General features: G+C 69.8%; 14 protein-coding genes. 6 read left to right on the top strand and 8 right to left on the bottom strand.

All coding sequences use genetic code 11. The annotated features are described in order from the left end of the window. Nucleotides 1-46 precede the first annotated feature (46 nt). Entirely contained in the window at nucleotides 47-811 is a 765-nt protein-coding gene (locus ASD34_RS09435) for an alanyl-tRNA editing protein (protein WP_056576238.1), read from the bottom strand. Between the two features lie 130 nt (nucleotides 812-941). Here ASD34_RS09435 and ASD34_RS09430 point away from each other — a divergent pair, with 130 nt between their 5' ends. Next, nucleotides 942-2,309: a PQQ-dependent sugar dehydrogenase gene (locus ASD34_RS09430; protein ID WP_056576082.1), complete on the top strand. Its 1,368-nt coding sequence runs from the start codon at nucleotides 942-944 to the stop codon at nucleotides 2,307-2,309. A gap of 25 nt (nucleotides 2,310-2,334) precedes the next feature. Here the strand turns inward: ASD34_RS09430 and ASD34_RS09425 are convergent, their stop codons facing one another. Then, on the bottom strand, nucleotides 2,335-3,375 hold the full coding sequence (locus ASD34_RS09425) for a LacI family DNA-binding transcriptional regulator (protein ID WP_056576080.1): 1,041 nt from the start codon (nucleotides 3,373-3,375) through the stop codon (nucleotides 2,335-2,337). 240 nt (nucleotides 3,376-3,615) lie between these two features. On the opposite strand from ASD34_RS09425, the gene ASD34_RS09420 reads away from it, so the two are divergent. Genes ASD34_RS09420 through ASD34_RS09410 form a run of 3 tightly spaced genes read left to right on the top strand, consistent with a single transcriptional unit; the run spans nucleotide 3,616 to nucleotide 7,082 of the window. After that, complete coding sequence (locus ASD34_RS09420; protein ID WP_056576236.1) at nucleotides 3,616-4,911, top strand: uracil-xanthine permease family protein; 1,296 nt, start codon at nucleotides 3,616-3,618, stop codon at nucleotides 4,909-4,911. Between the two features lie 48 nt (nucleotides 4,912-4,959). After that, nucleotides 4,960-6,372 (top strand): amidohydrolase family protein, encoded by a 1,413-nt coding sequence (locus ASD34_RS09415; RefSeq protein ID WP_056576077.1) that lies wholly within the window; start codon nucleotides 4,960-4,962, stop codon nucleotides 6,370-6,372. Beyond that, on the top strand, nucleotides 6,369-7,082 hold the full coding sequence (locus tag ASD34_RS09410; RefSeq protein WP_056576074.1) for a sulfite exporter TauE/SafE family protein: 714 nt from the start codon (nucleotides 6,369-6,371) through the stop codon (nucleotides 7,080-7,082). The genes ASD34_RS09415 and ASD34_RS09410 overlap by 4 nt, the downstream gene beginning before the upstream one ends. On the opposite strand, the gene ASD34_RS09405 is transcribed toward ASD34_RS09410, so the two are convergent. Then, nucleotides 7,074-7,652 carry a GNAT family N-acetyltransferase gene (locus tag ASD34_RS09405; RefSeq protein WP_056576071.1) on the bottom strand — a complete coding sequence of 193 codons (579 nt, stop codon included), beginning with the start codon at nucleotides 7,650-7,652 and terminating at the stop codon, nucleotides 7,074-7,076. The genes ASD34_RS09410 and ASD34_RS09405 overlap by 9 nt on opposite strands. A gap of 113 nt (nucleotides 7,653-7,765) precedes the next feature. Here ASD34_RS09405 and ASD34_RS09400 point away from each other — a divergent pair, with 113 nt between their 5' ends. Further along, a complete protein-coding gene (locus tag ASD34_RS09400) occupies nucleotides 7,766-9,514 on the top strand; it encodes a chloride channel protein (RefSeq protein WP_056576069.1) in 1,749 nt (582 codons plus the stop codon). Nucleotides 9,515-9,526: 12 nt separating this feature from the next. Here ASD34_RS09400 and ASD34_RS09395 read toward each other — a convergent pair whose 3' ends face one another. Continuing rightward, entirely contained in the window at nucleotides 9,527-10,537 is a 1,011-nt protein-coding gene (locus tag ASD34_RS09395) for a zinc-binding alcohol dehydrogenase family protein (protein WP_056576067.1), read from the bottom strand. Between the two features lie 85 nt (nucleotides 10,538-10,622). Here ASD34_RS09395 and ASD34_RS09390 point away from each other — a divergent pair, with 85 nt between their 5' ends. Beyond that, on the top strand, nucleotides 10,623-11,531 hold the full coding sequence (locus tag ASD34_RS09390; RefSeq protein ID WP_056576065.1) for a LysR family transcriptional regulator: 909 nt from the start codon (nucleotides 10,623-10,625) through the stop codon (nucleotides 11,529-11,531). A gap of 296 nt (nucleotides 11,532-11,827) precedes the next feature. On the opposite strand, the gene ASD34_RS09385 is transcribed toward ASD34_RS09390, so the two are convergent. The 4 genes from ASD34_RS09385 to pgaB form a co-directional block, all read right to left on the bottom strand. Next, a complete protein-coding gene (locus ASD34_RS09385) occupies nucleotides 11,828-12,625 on the bottom strand; it encodes an SDR family oxidoreductase (protein WP_056576064.1) in 798 nt (265 codons plus the stop codon). A gap of 132 nt (nucleotides 12,626-12,757) precedes the next feature. Next, nucleotides 12,758-13,324, bottom strand: a complete 567-nt coding sequence (locus ASD34_RS09380; RefSeq protein WP_056576062.1) for a poly-beta-1,6-N-acetyl-D-glucosamine biosynthesis protein PgaD — start codon at nucleotides 13,322-13,324, stop codon at nucleotides 12,758-12,760. Then, nucleotides 13,314-14,594: a poly-beta-1,6-N-acetyl-D-glucosamine synthase gene (gene pgaC / locus ASD34_RS09375; RefSeq protein ID WP_082548562.1), complete on the bottom strand. Its 1,281-nt coding sequence runs from the start codon at nucleotides 14,592-14,594 to the stop codon at nucleotides 13,314-13,316. The genes ASD34_RS09380 and pgaC overlap by 11 nt, the downstream gene beginning before the upstream one ends. After that, on the bottom strand, nucleotides 14,591-16,654 hold the full coding sequence (gene pgaB / locus ASD34_RS09370; protein WP_056576060.1) for a poly-beta-1,6-N-acetyl-D-glucosamine N-deacetylase PgaB: 2,064 nt from the start codon (nucleotides 16,652-16,654) through the stop codon (nucleotides 14,591-14,593). The genes pgaC and pgaB overlap by 4 nt, the downstream gene beginning before the upstream one ends. Nucleotides 16,655-16,656 lie beyond the last annotated feature (2 nt).

The raw sequence follows: 16,656 nt of genomic DNA, 5'->3' as shown, positions 1-16,656 counted from the left end.
GCCAGAGGGCGGGGCGAAGTTCCTGGGGGCCGGGTCTTTCCCGGGTTCAGGCCGTAGCCCAGCCCAGGACCACGCGCCGGGTGGTCGCGCTCTTCTTCTCGATCTTGGTGACGACCACGGCGCCGATCTCGGCGGTGTTGGCCACGTGCGTGCCGCCGCAGGGTTGGAAGTCGATCGACGGCGCGGAGCCGTCATCGCCCGTGCCGCCGATGCGGATCGTGCGCACGGTGCCCGTGCCGCGCGGCGGCTGCACGCTCATGCTCTTGACCAGCGCGGGGTTGGCGTCGAGCTCGGCATCGGTGATGGCGCCCACGGTCAACGGGTGGGCGGCCTCGACCAGCTTCGCAAGGCCCGCGGTGAGCGTTTCCTTGTCGAGCGGATCGGTGATGTGGAAGTCGATGCGCGCGTAGTCGGGCGTGATCGAGCAGCCGTTCACCGGCACCGGCACGAGGTGGCACAGCAGATGGCTGGCGGTGTGAAAGCGCATCAGCCGGTGGCGGCGCTCCCAGTCGAGGCGGGCGGTGACGGTGTCGCCGGTTTTCAGCGCGGCCAGCAGGGCGGCCTGGTCGGGCGCGGGCACGTGGACGAACTCGGCGGTCGGCTGGCCTTCGGCATCCTTGGCCTTGCGGGTGTCGGCGATGGCGATTTCGCGGCTGTCGGCGAGCACCAGGACGCCGGTGTCGCCGGCCTGCCCGCCGCCCAGTGGATAGAACACGGTGCGGTCCAGCACGATGCCGGTGTCGTCGATGCGCAGGATGCGGGCTTCACAGGTGCGCAGGTAGGCGTCGGCGCGGAACAGGTCGTCGGTCATGCGGCGATGGTAGCGACGATGCGCGAAGGAGGTGCGCGCACGCCGGAAAGCGCCCACGACCGACACGCCCGCGCCGTGCGGTTGCGCATGATCCGGCGGTCTGCGGCCGCCTGCCGCGCAAGGAACCTGCATGAACGCATCGCCGCATCGTCCCGTTCGCCTCGCCGTGTTGTCCGCAGCGGCCCTGGCTACCGCGCTGCTCGTCGCTGGCTGCGGCGAGACCGCCAAGCTCTCGCCCGAGCTCACGACCGGCCCCCGGCCCCAGCTCGTCGACCCGAACAAGACGCTGATTCCCACCGTCAACGTGGCGCCCGCCGTCGGCTGGACCGACACCGCCGCGCCCACCCCCGCCGAAGGCCTGCGCGTGACGGCCCTGGCGCGCGGGCTCGACCACCCGCGCTGGGTCTACACCCTGCCCAACGGCGACGTGCTGGTGGCCGAGAGCAACAAGCCGCCCAAGCCCGAGGGCAGCAGCGACGGCGGCAGCGGCCCGGTCGCGAAGGTGCGCAACTGGGTCATGGGCAAGGTCATGGGGCGCGCCGGCGCCGGCGTGCCCAGCGCCAACCGAATCACCCTGCTGCGCGATGCCGACGGCGACGGCCTGGCCGAAGTGAAGCAGGTGTTCCTGTCGGACCTTGTGTCGCCCTACGGCATGGCGCTGGTCGGCAACGAGCTCTTCATCGCCAATGCCGATGCGCTCGTGAAGGTGCCTTACACCGAAGGCGACACCACGGCCCGCGCCAAGCCGGTGGTCGTGACGGCGCTGCCCGCCGGCATCAACCACCACTGGACCAAGAACGTCATCGCCAATGCCGACGGCAGCAAGCTCTACGTCACGGTCGGCTCCAACAGCAACATCGGCGAGAACGGCATGGCGGCCGAAGAGGGCCGCGCCGCGATCTGGGAGGTCGATGCGAAGACCGGCGAGAAACGCCTGTTCGCGAGCGGCCTGCGCAACCCCAACGGCCTGGCCTGGGAACCCGAGACGAACACGCTGTGGACCGTGGTGAACGAGCGCGACGAGATCGGCAGCGACCTCGTGCCCGACTACCTCACCTCGGTGAAGGAAGGCGCCTTCTACGGCTGGCCCTGGAGCTACTGGGGCGGCGTGGTCGATGCGCGCGTCACGCCGCAAAAGCCCGAGCTCGTGGCGAAGGCGCTGGCACCCGACTACGCGCTGGGTTCGCACGTCGCGCCGCTCGGCCTGGTCTTCTCCCACCCGCGCGGCATGCCGCCCGAGTTCGCAAGCGGCGCCTTCATCGGCGAGCACGGCTCGTGGAACCGCAAGCCCAAGTCGGGCTACAAGGTGGTGTTCGTGCCCTTCATCGGCGGCAAGCCGAGCGGGCCGCCGGTCGACATCCTCACGGGCTTCCTGAGCGCCGATGAAAAGGCGCACGGCCGGCCAGTCGGCGTGGCGCTCGACAAGAGCGGCGCGCTGCTGGTGGCGGACGACGTGGGCAACGCGGTGTGGCGCGTGTCGCGCAGCAAGCCCAACTGACGCGCACGCGCAGCAGAAGGGGCGGTCAGCCCTGGCGTGCCGACGACAGCCGCGGCACCAGCTGCGCCGCCGGCCCGTCGACGCGGCGCCGGCTGGTGTCGCCGCGCAGGTGGTCGAAGAGCAGCGCAATCGCCTGCTGCGCGACCTCGTCCAGGTGCAGGTCGACGGCCGTGAGCGGTGGTACGCAGGTGCGCGCGCGCAGGCCGTCGTAGCGCGTGACGACCATCACGTCGTCGGGAATGCGCCGGCCCGATTCGACAACCGCCGTCACGGCGCCCGAGGCGAACGCATCGACCGGCACGCAGAAGGCGTCGATGTCGGGATGCGCCGCCAGCAGCGCCAACGCGGCTTGCCGGCCGCCGTTCTCGCCTTCGGCCTCGTCGACCAGCGACAGCAGCGGTGTCTGCTCGTGCGCGGCGGCGAAGGCCTGGTAGGCCGCCTGGCCTTCCACATACGAATTGCGCGCGGCCGCGCCGAGGATCATCGCGACCTTGCGCGCGCCCTGGTCGTGCAGGTGGTCGAGCAGCAGGCGCGTGGTCTGGCCCGAGTGGATGTCGACATAGGGCGGCATCGCCGGCCCGTCGGCCGCTTCTTCGGCCGGCTTGCCGATGGCCACCACCGGCAGGCCGCGCCGCAGCAGGTACGCCAGGTTCGGATCGCCCGCCGAGGGCTCGATGACCAGTGCGCCATCGACGTCGAGCAGTTCCATCGGCACCCGGCCGGTTTCCATGGGCGGCGCCAGCACCAGCGCCAGGCGGCGGTCGAGCGCCGCTGCCGCGGCCACGGCCGCCACTTCCATCAGGAAGCCGAGGCGCGACGGGCCGCCGGCCACCGCGAAGGGCATCGACGACAGCAGCACGATCATGTGCGCCTCGCCCGTGCGCAGCCGCTGCGCATTGCGGTTGGGCCGGTAGCCCAGCTTCAGCGCCGCCTGCTCGACGCGCGCGCGGGTTTCCGCATCGACCTGGCCCCGGGCGTTGAGCGCGTGCGAGACGGTGGTGGGCGACACGCCCGCTTCGCGCGCCACGTCCTTGATGTTTGCCCGCGGCGATGGATCAGTGCTCATCCCGTTGACCTTTTCGAAAAGCGGTGATTCAATTCCCAAATCGTTTTGGGGCTCGTTGCCACGGAATGTACTTCACCCGCTTCGGCGGCTTTTTTTGCCAGTGCGCCCAAATCGATTTGGGCGTGGTCCCGGTTCAAGGATTCCATGATGTCCCGTGTGCCCGATGCCTCCGCTGTGCCTCCTGTCGTGCCCGTCGGCACGCCTCCCGCCACCACCGCCTCGGTGGCCCCCGTCGACGCGATGCTGCCCCTGTCGCAACTGCTCCTGTTCGGCCTGCAACACGTGCTGGTGATGGCGGCCGTGCCCATCACGTCCGTGTTCCTCGTGGCCAAGGCGCTGGGGCTGGAGTCGGCGCTCACGGTCAACCTGATCAGCGCCACCTTCCTGCTGTGCGGCGTGGGCACCTTGCTGCAGTCGTTCGGGCCCTGGAAGTTCGGCGCGCGCCTGCCCTTCGTGATGGTGCCGGGCGGCGCGCCCATCGTGATGTTCGTGACCATCGCCCAGCAGCGCGACCTGCCCACCGCCTCGGGCGCGGTGATCCTCACGGCGCTGTTCTACTTCCTGGTGCTGCCGGTGTTCGCGCGCTGCCTGCGCTACTTTCCGAAGATCGTCATCGGCACCTTGCTGCTGCTGGTGTCGATCAACCTCGTGAAGGTGTACGGCGGCATCATCGCGGGCAAGGCCGGCACGTCCACCTTTGCCGACCCGGTGAACATCGGGCTGGCGCTCGCGACCATCGGCTTCACGGTGCTGTTCGCGCGCGTGTTCAAGGGCACGCTCGGCCAGCTCGCGGTGCTGCTGGGCCTGCTGGCCGGCACGGTGCTGGCCGCGGCCTGCGGGCTGATGGATTTCAGCAGCGTGGCGGCCGGCCCGTTCTGGAGCGCGCCGACGCTGCTGCCCTTCGGCATGCCGCGCTTCGACGTGGTGGCGGCCGTGCCGCTCTTGATCTTCAGCATCATCTCGATGGTCGAGGCCACGGGACAGACCGTGGCGGTGGCCGAGGTGGTGGGCCGCAAGATCGATCCGCGCGACGTGGTGCCGCGCACCATCCGCGGCGACGCGCTGGTGTCGCTGGCGGGCGGCTTCTTCGGCACCTCGATGATCATCACCAGCGGCGAGAACATCGGCATCGTGCGCGCCACCAACGTGCGCTCGCGCTACGTCACGGCAGCCGCCGGCGTGATCCTGGTCCTCATCGCGCTGTCGGCGCCGCTGGGCCGGCTGGCCAGCGCCATTCCCTCGGCCGTGGTCGGCGGCACCGCGATGGTGGTGTTCGCGATCATCGGCACCATGGGCATCGACATGCTGCGCAAGGTCGACCTGCACGAGCGCGGCAACATGTTCGTGCTGGCCGGCGCGCTGACCATGGGCCTGCTGCCCATCGTCGTGCCGGGCCTGTACAGCCGCTTTCCCGACACGCTGCAGCTGGTGCTGGGCAACGGCCTGGCCATGGGCTCGCTCACGGCGGTGGTGCTCAACCTGGTGTTCAACCGCGTGCAGGCCGACAGCCCCGTCATCGCATCGTCGCCGCAATGAGCGACGCGCGCCTCTTCCTTTCTTTCTTTCCCGCTCTCTCCTTTCACCATGCCTCCTGAACTCGATGCCGCGCTCTTCGCGGCCGACGAGCTGCTGCTCGTTCCCGACCACCTGATGCTGCGCGACGGCCCCGCCACCGGCCATGCCGTGCGGATCGAAGGCGGGCGCTTTCGCGAGGTCGGCCCCGCCGACGCGCTCATCGCCCGCCACTCGCACCTCACGCCGCTGCAACTACCGGGCAAGCTGGTGATGCCCGGCATGATCGACGCGCACCACCACCTCACGCAGTCCTTCGGCAAGTCGCTGGCCTATGGCGAGCCGTCGGAAATCTTCCGCCGCGTGTGGGTGCCGCTCGAGTCGAGCCTGGACGACGAGTTCGTCTACATGGCTTCCAAGCTCGCGGCGCTCGAATCGCTGCGCGGCGGCTTCACCACCGTGTGCGACGCGGGCACGCGCGCACCGGGTGACATCGGCGCCGTGGCCGCGGCCGTGAAGGAGGCCGGGCTGCGCTGCGTGTTGGGCCTGATCTGCAACGACGGCGGCAACGACAGCACCGCCGCCGAGCGGAAGGCGATCCAGTCGCACGCCGCGCAGTTCCTGCAGCAGTGGTCGGGTGCAGAGCTGGTGCATCCCTCGCTCGCCATCTCGGTGCCCGAGGCGGCCTCCGACGAGATGCTGGTTGCGGTGTCGGCCCTGTGCGCCGAGGCGCGCACCGTGTTCCAGACGCACGTCAACGAGCACCTGGCCTCGGTCGAGCGCTCGGTCGTGCAGCGCGGCAAGCGGCCGCTGGAACTGCTGGCGGACCTGGGCGCGCTCGGCCCGCAGGTGCTCATCGCGCACGGCACGCTGGTCACGCCGTCGGAACTCATGGTGCTGCGCGACACCGACACCGCCGTGAGCTACAACCCCGTCGCCAGCCAGTGGAAGGGCAACGCCGTGGCGCCCGCGAACCTGATGGCCGCGCTGGGCATCCGCTTCGGCCTCGGGACCGACGCCACGCGCAGCGATGCCTTCCGCCTCATGGACGCGGCCGAGGCCGCGCAGAAGCTGGTCTTCGGCATGGCCATCGGCGATGCGTCGAGCGGCGGCGGCTGGACCTGGTTCGACCATGCCACGCACGAAGGCGCGCGCGCCGTGGGCCTGGGCCACCTCACGGGCGAGATCGCCGTGGGCAAGGCGGCCGACTTCCTCATCGTCGATGTCGATACGCCCGAGATGTGCACCTCGGTCGACCTCACGTGGGACCTCGTGCGCCTGGGCAACCGCGACCAGATCGTGGCCGTGTTTGTCGACGGAAAACTGCGCCTGTGGGAAGGCTGGCCGCCCGACTGGGACGCGCGCGCGCTGCAGCGGCAGCTGGCGCGCGTCGCCCATGCGGCGATGGACCGCGCGCCCATCGTGCGGCTGCATCCGCCAGCGGCCGCGCACCGCCGCCTGGCCTCGGAGCGGCACTCGCAGTGAGCGCGCAACACCTTGTCCTCGTCTCGCTCGCCGTGCTGTTCGCCGCCTTCGTGCAGGGCGCGACCGGCGTCGGCTTTGCGCTCATCGCCGCACCGGTGATCGGCATCGTGCGACCCGACCTGCTGCCCGTGTGCGTGCTGGTGCTGATGCTGCCGCTGAACTTCTACGTGATGTGGCGAGAGCGCGGCGCCATCGACCGCACCGGCGCCCGCTGGATCACCGGCGGGCGCCTGCTCGGCACCGTCGGCGGCCTCTGGGTGCTGGCGGCGCTGAGCGCGAGCCACCTGTCGCTGTTCGTCGGTGCCTCGACCATCGCGGCGGCGCTGGTCACCTTGATGATGCCGGCCTTCTCGCCGGGGCGCACCGCCTTCGTGGCGGCGGGGCTCGTCACCGGCGTCACCGAAACCGCGACCGGCATCGGCGGGCCGCCGCTGGCGCTGGTCTACCAGCACCAGCCGGCGCCCACCATGCGCTCGACCATTGCGCTGTGCTTCCTGATCGGCGAGCTGGTGTCGCTGGCCACGCTGATGGTGGCGGGGCGCATCGACGGCTCACAGCTCTACGCAGCGGCCCTGTTGCTGCCTGCGTTGGTCGTGGGCGCGGTGCTCAGCCGCGTGGTGCATCGGCGCATCAACGGCCGCGTGCTGCGGATCTTCGTGCAGGTCTTTGCGATCGTGTCGGGCGCCGCGCTGCTGCTGCATTCATTCTGAGGCGCGCTGCGCGGCCAGCCATGCCGCCCGGTCGATGCGGAACAGCCGGTGGCGTCGCAGCGCATGGCCTTCGGGCACCGCCGGATGGTCGAAGGCGCCGGCCACGTCCTCGTGCATGCCGAGGCGCGCCATCACCGCGGCCGAGCGCACGTTGCTTTCGGCCGTGAACGCCACGATCTCGCCGAGCCCGAGCCGCTCGAACCCGACCTGCAGCGCGCCGCGCGCCGCCTCGGTCGCGAAGCCCTGGCCCCAGCTGGCGCGTGACAAGCGCCAGCCGATCTCGACGCACGGCGAGAAAGGCAGCGCGGCCATCGGCACGTTCAGGCCGGTGAAGCCGATGAACGCGCCCGTGTCCTTGCGCTCGACGGCCCAGAAACCCCAGCCGTGTTCGGCGATGAGGGCCTTGGCGCGCGCGGCCAACGCGTCGCTGTCGGCGCGAGTCGGCAAGGGCAGCAGGAACTCCATGACCTGCGGGTCGGCGGCCATGCCGAAAAAAGGAGCGCCGTCGCTCTCGCGCCATTGGCGCAGGCGCAGGCGGTCGGTATCGAATTCGATCAGGGGAGTGGTCATGCGGCCATTGTGAATCAGCGCATTTTCATCATGTTGTGATGTAATTCGGCCTGCCCCGAACTGAACCTGCGACACCGGCATCGACGCCGGACATCGTCGCGCCACATCCCACCATGACCCCCACCCCCCATCCGCCCCGCGGTGATTTCGCGCTCAACACGCGCCTGCTGCGCATCACCGCCATGGCGGTCGTCATCGGCGCCGTCAGCACCTTGGCAGCGCGCGTGCTGCTCGACCTGATCCGCTTCTTCACCAACCTGTTCTTCTTCCAGACCTTCTCGCTGGCCGACCGATCGCCGGCCGACCACACGCTGGGCGCCTGGGTCATCGCCGTGCCGGTGATCGGCGGGCTCATCGTCGGCCTCATCGCACGCTACGGCTCCGACAAGATCCGCGGCCACGGCATCCCCGAGGCCATCGAGGCGATCCTGTTCGGCAAGAGCAAGATGTCGCCGAAGGTCGCCCTGCTCAAGCCGCTGTCGTCCGGCATCGTGATCGGCAGCGGCGGGCCGTTCGGCGCCGAGGGGCCGATCATCATGACGGGCGGCGCCATCGGCTCGCTGATCGCGCAGCATTTCCACCTCACCGCCGCCGAGCGCAAGGCGCTGCTGGTGGCGGGTGCCACCGCCGGCATGACGGCCGTGTTCGGCACGCCGGTGGCTGCGGTGCTGCTGGCGGTCGAGCTGCTGCTGTTCGAGCTGCGCCCACGCAGCCTGCTGCCAGTGGCCGTGGCCTGCGCGGTCGCCGGCTTCACGCGCCCGCTGCTCATGGAGGCGGGCCCGCTGTTCCCGCTGCAGACGGCCGTGCCCGGCCCGCTTGCGATGGTCTCGTGCGTCATCGCCGGGTTGCTGTGCGGCATGCTGTCGGCTTCGCTCTCGATCTCGCTGTACAAGGTGGAAGACCTGTTCGGCAAGCTGCCCATCCACTGGATGTGGTGGCCGGCCATCGGCGGCCTGGCGGTCGGCATCGGCGGCTACTTCGAGCCGCGTGCGCTGGGCGTGGGCTACGACGTCATCGGCGACCTGCTGCACAACCACCTGGCACTCGGCGTGGTGGCGACGCTGCTGGCGGTGAAGGCCATCATCTGGGTCATCTCGCTGGGCTCGGGTACTTCGGGCGGCGTGCTCGCGCCGCTGCTCATGATGGGCGCCGGCCTGGGCGTGGTGCTCTCGCATGTGCTGCCCGGCAACGACCCGATGCTGTGGCCGCTGGTGTGCATGGCCGCCACGCTCGGCGGCGTGATGCGCGCGCCGCTCACTGCCACCATCTTCGCCTTCGGGCTCACGCACGACAGCAACGCGCTGCTGCCGCTGTTGACCACATCGGCTGTCGCTTATGGCTTCACGGTGCTCACGATGCGCCGCTCGATCCTCACCGAGAAGATCGCGCGCCGCGGCTATCACATCTACCGCGAATACGGCATCGATCCGCTGGAGCGGCACTCGGTGGAAGAAGTGATGACGCGCGAGGTGCGCACCATCGACGCTGCGCTGCCGGTGGGCGAGGCGCTCGCGCAGTACTTCGGCGAAGGCCAGGTGCATCGCGCGTACCCCGTGCTGCGCGGCAACGCGGTGATCGGCATGGCCGACCGCACGTTGCTCGCAACGTTCAGCGTCGGGACGGTGGGCGATGCCTGCGGTACCGCGCCGCCGCTGGTGTTTGCGCGGGCGGGCGAGAACTGCCGCGCGGTGGCCACGCGCCTGGCGCGCCACCGGCTCGAACGCCTGCCGGTCGTGAAGGACGCGCAGTCGCTCGCACTGGTCGGCCTCGTTGCCCGCAGCGACCTCATCAAGCCTTCGCTCGCGCACTTCGACGAAGAGGAAAAGCGCGAGCGCATGCGCGGCCTGCCCTGGCAGACCTGAACCCGCAGCGCGTCAGAACCCGGCCAGCACGACCTTGCCCTGCGCCTTGCCGCTCTCGATGAGCGCATGCGCCTTCTTCAGGTTGGCGGCATTGATGGTGCCGAAGCTCGCATTCGCCGTGGTGCGAATGCGGCCCGCGTCGACCAGCGTGGCCACTTCGGCGAGCAGCTTGCCTTGCTCGGCGATGTCGGGCGTGGTGAAGCGCGCGCGCGTGAACATCATTTCCCAGTGCAGAGAAATGCACTTGGTCTTCAGCGGCATCGCGTCGAGCACCTTCATGTCGTCGATCACCGCGAGCTGGCCCTGGGGCTTGAGGCTTTCGATGATCTGCGCGTAGTGCTGGTCGGTCTGCGTGAGGCTGGCGACCATGTCGACTTCGTCGATGCCCGCGGCCTTGAGTTCGGCGGCGAGCGGCTTCGAATGGTCGATGACCACATGCGCGCCCAGTGCCAGGCACCATTCGCGCGTTTCGGCGCGCGACGCGGTGGCGACGACGCGCAGCTTCGTGAGCTGGCGCGCGAGCTGGATGAGGATGGAACCCACGCCACCGGCGCCGCCGGTGATCAGCAGCGTCTGGCCTTCGCCGCCGCCCTTGGGCACCTGCAGGCGGTCGAACAGCAGCTCGTAGGCGGTGATGGTGGTCAGCGGCAGCGCGGCGGCCTGGGCATCGTCCAGGCTTTTCGGGGCGAGGGCGGCGATGCGCTCGTCGACCGCGTGCAGCTCCGAGTTGGCGCCGGGGCGAATGATGGAGCCGGCGTAGTAGACGCGGTCGCCGACCTTGAAGCCGGTCACGTCGCTGCCGATGGCTTCGACGGTGCCGACCGCGTCCCAGCCCAGCACCTTGGCCTGTCCGGCCTCGGGGGCGGCGTTCTTGCGGACCTTGGTGTCGACGGGGTTGACCGACACGGCCTTCACGCGCACCAGCAGGTCGCGCGCGCCGGGCACGGGCGCGGGAAGCTCGATGTCCTGCAGCGATTCAGCGTGGTCGATGGGCAGGGGCTGGTAGTAGCCGATGGCTTTCATGGGAGGAACCTTTCTGGAACGATGGCTCGACTGTAGGATGGCAAAGGCCATTTGATAAGCCGGCGTCGAACAGCAACACTCTCAAATGAAAATTGAAAATACCTCGGACCTGCGGGTGCTCGTGCAGACGGCGCGCGGGGGCACGCTCACGGCGGCGGCCCATGCGCTGGGCATCACGCCGGCGGCGGCCAGCGCGACCTTGAAGCGGCTGGAGGCGCAGTTGGGGGCGCGGCTGTTCGAGCGCTCGACGCGGGCGATGCGATTGACGCCGCAGGGGCAGACGCTGCTGGACTATGCCGTGCGCGCGTTCGAACTGCTGGATGAAGGGGAGTCGCTGGTCACGGCGGATCGGGGCGAACTGGTCGGCACCTTGCGCGTGGCCGCACCCTCGGACCTGACGCGCAGCACGCTGCTGCCGTGGTTCGATGAATTCCTGGCGCTGCATGGCGGTGTGCAGCTGTCGCTGTCGGTCGGGGACCGTCCGCTGGACGTGATGCGCGATGAGGTCGATGTGGCGCTGCGCTATGGCGCGCTCGCCGATTCGCGGCTGGTGGCGCGGGCGTTTGCGATGACGAATCCGCTGCTGACGGCCTCGCCGGAGTACCTGCGGCGGCATCCTGCGCCGAAGGTGCCGCAGGACCTTGTGCATCACAACTGCCTGATCTTCAACCGCGGGGGGCGGCGGCATCGCGTCTGGCGTTTTGCGCAGAACGGGCAGTGGACGGAGGTGCGGGTGAATGGGAATCGCAGTGTGGACGACGCGTCGCTGGCGCGCGAGTGGGCGGTGGCGGGGCATGGCGTCACGCTGAAGTCGGCGCTGGATGTGCGCGACGATATCCGCAGCGGCCGGCTGGTGCATCTGATGACCGACTGGGAGACGGGGCCTTATCCGCTGCATGCGCTGCTGCCGAGCGGGCGGTTCGTGCCGGCGCGTGTGCGGGCGTTTGTCGATTTTCTTGTTTTGAAGTTCGAGGGGTTGTTGGCGGAGGTTTGATGCTGCTGGCCGGGACTCGCCCCGGCGGGCGACTCACTTTCTTTTGCTTCGCCAAAAGAAAGTAAGCAAAGAAAAGGCGACCCCACTGTCCGCGTCCCTGCGCTTCGCTGCGGGCAACCTGCGGTGCTCGCGTTTCGCGGGGTCTCGCAGAACTCGCTTCGCTCAAACAGCTGCGAGCCCTGATCCGCGAAACGCTGCGCTCCTCGGCGCGGCCAGAGGGGAGGGGGAGCCTTCGGGCCGTCGCTTCGCTCGGCCCTAGGGGCGCTTCACTGCGTTCGCCTTCTGGGCTACGCCCATCAAATCATCGGCGTCACCGCCCCGTCCATCGCCACGATCGCCCCCGTCACATAGCTCGCCTTCGCCGACGCCAGGAACAGCACGGTGTTGGCCACTTCCTCCGGCGTCGCGATGCGCCCGAGTGGGAGCCGTGCGGTGGCGCGTTCCAGCGCTTCGTCGGTGTCGATGCCTTGCAGCTTTGCATCGGCCTTCATGCCTTCCTGCAGCCGCGCGGTCAGGGTGAGGCCGGGGTTCACGGCGTTCACGCGCACGCCTTTGGCGGCGTAGGCCGCGGCCATGCCGGCGCTCACCAGCATGAGGGCGGCGTTGGCGGCGCCGCCGGCCATGTGGACGGGGCTGGCGACTTTGCCGCCCTGGCCGATGACGTTGACGATCGCGCCGCGGCCGCGCGTGCCCATGCGCTTGACCACCGGGTCGATCATGTGGATGTAGGTGAAGTACTTGGCGTCCATCGCGTCGTGCCACGCGGCGGGCGTGAGTTCGTCGGGCGGGGTGCGGCGGGCGGCGCCGGCCGAGTTGACGAGCACGTCGACGGGGCCGAAGGCCTGTTCGGCGGCATCGAGTGCGGCGACGGCGCTGGCGGGGTCCTTGAGGTCGGCGGCGTGCAGCGAAATGCGGCCTTCGGCCTGGGGGCATGCGGCGATCAGCGACTGCTGGCCCTGCTGCAGGTTCTGCAGGTCGCGCGAGACCAGGCTCACGCGCGCGCCTTCGCGCAGGAAGCCCAGCGCGCAGGCCAGGCCGATGCCCTTGCTGCCGCCGGTGATGAGAACGTGCTGGTCCTGGAGCTGGAGGTCCATGTCGGGGTTCCTTGAGGGAAGAAGGTGATTCGATCGCGGGGCTGCTGTGCCGCCGCCGCGATTGAATCACCGCCCCGAAATTTCTGCAGCGACACGGCCGAAAGGCCGCGTCGGTTTCCCTCGCCCTGCGCTTCAGGCCTTGCGGCGCTGCGTCGGTGCTACTTCTTCGAGCGCGGCCGGCGCGCTGTCGGTGGCGTCGCGCAGTTGGCCGTGGGGGTCGTGGTGCGCCAGCAGCTGGCGCGTGCGCTGCCAGGCCGACAGGCGCGCGGGCGGCACCTCGATGTACGACGCCAGCGCGAACAGCGACGACTGTTCCTTCTCCGGCGGCGTTTCGCGGCCGTGCTGGCGGCGGCGCAGCGGGCCCATCACCAGCATCGAGGCGAGGATCACGCCGATGACGATGGTGTACAGGCCCAGCAGGTGCAGCACCTCGGGCTGGGCGCGTGCGCCCATCACGTAGGGCCACGCGTACCAGATGGCGCAGAACCAGATTGCGACGGTGATCGCGGGGCGCAGCACGCGCAGCCACAGGTACATGGCGAGCGTGCGCGCCGGCGAGCGGCCGTTGCCGAAGGCGTGCAGCGGGATGCGCGCGGCGTCGATGATGGGTTCGTCCATCGCGGGTTGGCCCCACGAACGGGTGCGGGGCGGCGGGGCTTCGTGGCGCGCCGGCGAAGATGGCATGTTCTCAGGATGCATCGGAAGAAACTCCTCGGTCAGGGCTCGTCCACACCGCGCGCTTGCCGCGGCGGCGTATCAGGGCTTGGGGAAGGGCGACCACCGTGGTGGCCATCGTGATCGTCCAGAACGCGATCGGGTACCAGATCGTTCCGGCGAAATAGCGCATGAGGTCGCGGTCGTAGCGACGGTCGATCCACAGGCTCAGCAGCATCTGCAGGATGCAGGTCATGGCCAGCAGCGTGCCCTGCCAGTGCGGCAGCAATGCCGAATGCCAGGCCGACTCCTGCGGCAAAAAGGGGCGGATGAAGCTGATCAGCAGCACCAGCGCCATCGCATAGGCCCACACGACGCTCACCATGTACTCGCTGTAGATGAGCCACAGGCGCCAGCTGCGCAGGCGCAGGATGGACGGCGTGATGCGCAGCATGGTCTGGATGCCGCCCACGGCCCAGCGCAGGCGCTGCTTCCACAGGCCGCGCAGCGTCTCGGGCATGAGGATCCAGCACAGCGCGCGCGGCTCGAAGCGCAGGCGCCAGCCGGCGAGCTGGAGCTTCCAGCTCATGTCGATGTCCTCGGTGAGCACGTCGGGGCTCCAGAAGCCCACCTCGAGCACGGCGCGGCGGCGGAACATGGCGAGCACGCCCGACACCGTGAACAGCGTGCCGATGAGCTGCTGCGAACGCTTGATGAGACCGATGATCGACGAGAACTCGCCCACCTGCATGCGCCCCAGCAGCGTGGTGCGCGTGCGGATGCGCGGGTTGCCGGTGACCGCGCCGATGCGGTCCGAGGCCAGCATCCGCTTGAGCATCCACGCGATGGCGTTCGGGTCGACCAGCGCGTCGCCGTCGATGCCCAGGATGTACTCGCCGCGCGCCAGCTGGCAGGCGGTGTTCAGGCCCACGGCCTTGCCCTGGTTGCTGGCGTTGTGGATCACGCGCAGGCGGCTGAACTCGAGCGTCATCTGATCGAGCAGCTCGCCGGTGCCGTCGGTGCTGCCGTCGTTGACCGCAATCACCTCGTAGTGCGGGTAGCGCGTGCGCATGAGCTGCTCGATCACTTCGCGCAGGTGCGGCGCCTCGTTGAAGCAGGGCACGACCACCGTGACGAGCGGCTGCGAGGGCAGCAGCGGCAACGGGTCGATCTCGACGTCGCGCTTGCGCTCGAACGACCACGCGTGCGAGAGGCCGCCAGCCATCCACACCCACGCCATGAAGAACGGGTAGTAGAAGACGAAGCCGAAGAGCACTGGCGGGATCTGGTCCACCAGCATCTGGAGCGTGTTCATCGGGACTGTCCTTCAGGTGGCAGGGTCGCGGCGGTGCCGGCACGAAGCGGCGCGCGCGACAGCAGCGAGCGCACCGAGATCACGCGGCGCACGGTCTCCAGCGAGGGCTGGTTGTTCAGGAAGTCGTCGGGGTAGTAGCCCAGGTGCCGCACGCCTGCGCGCTGCAGCAAGGTCCACTGTCGCGTGAGCTCGGCATCGGGCACGGGTTGCCCGGTGCGCCAGTCGCGCGCCTGCAGCTCGAACACCGTGCGGTCCAGGCCGCGCGGCGTGGTGGCCGCGCGCTGCGCGAGGCGACCCAGCCACGCGTCGCTGTCGGCCGGGGTGCGGGCCTCCTGCTCCATGCGCGGCATGGCCATCAGGCCGACGTAGTCGTAGGCGGCGAGCGAGGCCTCGTAGTTCTGCGCGAACCACTGCTCGGCGGCGGGGTCGAGCACCGGCCGTGCGTAGAGGTTGCGCGCGGTCTCCAGCGCCGGGCGCCAGGTGCCCACGCGCGCCGCCAGTTCCTTCGTGAAGTCGATGAGGTAGCCGGTCTTGGCGGTGGTCCAGCGCGCCATCAACTGTCGATCGGCGCGGATCGCTGCCACGTCGGCCGGCAGACCCCACTTCGCATAGGTGGCCAGTGCGGCGGGGCTCGCGTCCTCGTCGTCGGAGAGCATCGCGTCGTCGTGGAACAGCAGGCCTTCGAAGAAGGTGTGGCGGCCCAGGTCTTCGTACAGGTCGCCGACCAGCGTGCGCACGGCCGGGTCGAAGGGCGAGAGCCGGTGGTAGCGATCGGCCGGCGCGTCGCCCTTCAGCGTGCGCACCGTATGGGTGGTCAGCGGGTTCGACGCCGGCAGCCGGTAGGCCGTGACGGGCATCCACGCGTAGACCTTCACGCCCGTGCGGCTGCGCAGCTGCCAGGCGGCGCGGGCGAACAGGTCGGCGCGCATCGGCAGGTGGCGGTTGGGAAAGTACAGCGCGTCGGCCACGCCGTCGCCGTCGGGGTCGGCGTAGGCCTGCAGGAACACCGAGCGCGGGCGCACGGCGGCCACGCGCTCGATCAGCGCCGAGAGGTTGCGCTCCTGCTGGGCCGGGTCGGGGTCGTACACGTAGTCGAGGTCGACGTGCATCACGCGGTTGATCGGCCGCACCTCGCCGCCCACCGGGCTGCGCAGCATCTGCACGTAGTCGGGCGCCTCGTTGTCGTAGGCGGCCAGCGCGCGGCGGATGCGGTTGAGCGGAATCTCCCTGGTGTTCGCGCCGTCGTCGAGCGTGAAGGTGATCGGCATGCCCACGCGCGCCGAGGCTTCCAGCGCGGGCGTGTTGTAGGCGCCGTAGGGCCACACGGTGGCGCGCACCTTGGCGCCGGTGCGCTGCTCGATCAGCTCGCGGCTGCGGCGCAGGTCGGTCTCGATGCGGCGCAGGTAGGCCGCGTCGTCCTCGTAGCGGCCGGTGGCCGGGTCGTAGCGGTGCGTGGCCGCGGCGGGCAGCATGTTGCCCTGCGGGTTGGCCTGGATGCCGGTGTGCATCGCGTGGGTGTGGCTGGCGAACTCGACCAGCGGCGAGCGCGCCATCTCGGCGGCCTCGCGCCACAGCAGGAAGTTCTCGCGCGACGCGGGCTTGTCGCCCCAGTGCACGGGCTGGCCTTCGGGCACTTCGAGCCAGCTCGTCACGAGTGCGAACAGCGCGGGGTAGTTGAAGCGCTGGAGCAGCGGGAACACGTGGGTGTAGGCGCTGCGGTAGCCGTCGTCGAAGGTCAGCAGCACGGGCTGCGACGGCAGCGGCTTGCCGCCGCTGCGTGCATCGATGATCTGCTGCAGGCTGACCGGGTGGTAGCCGTTGTGCTGCAGCCAGGCGAACACTTCGGCGAGCGTGCGCTCGTCGATGGCGGTTTCGTCGGGCGAGGTCTCGAAGCTGGCGCGCACGTTGGGGCGCACGTCGTGGAACGAGATCACGCGGAAGTCGACGCCGTTGTCGGGATCGGCGGGCAGCACCGGCGCAGCGAGCGCCGGCAGTGCCGTCGCCAGCAGCAGCCCGAGCAGGGCGGCGCGCAGCCGGAGGAAGAAGGTGGGGGCTTGCATCG

This window comes from Variovorax sp. Root473, assembly GCF_001426505.1.
GTDB lineage: Bacteria > Pseudomonadota > Gammaproteobacteria > Burkholderiales > Burkholderiaceae_C > Variovorax.
This window is presented reverse-complemented; position numbering and strand designations above follow the sequence as displayed.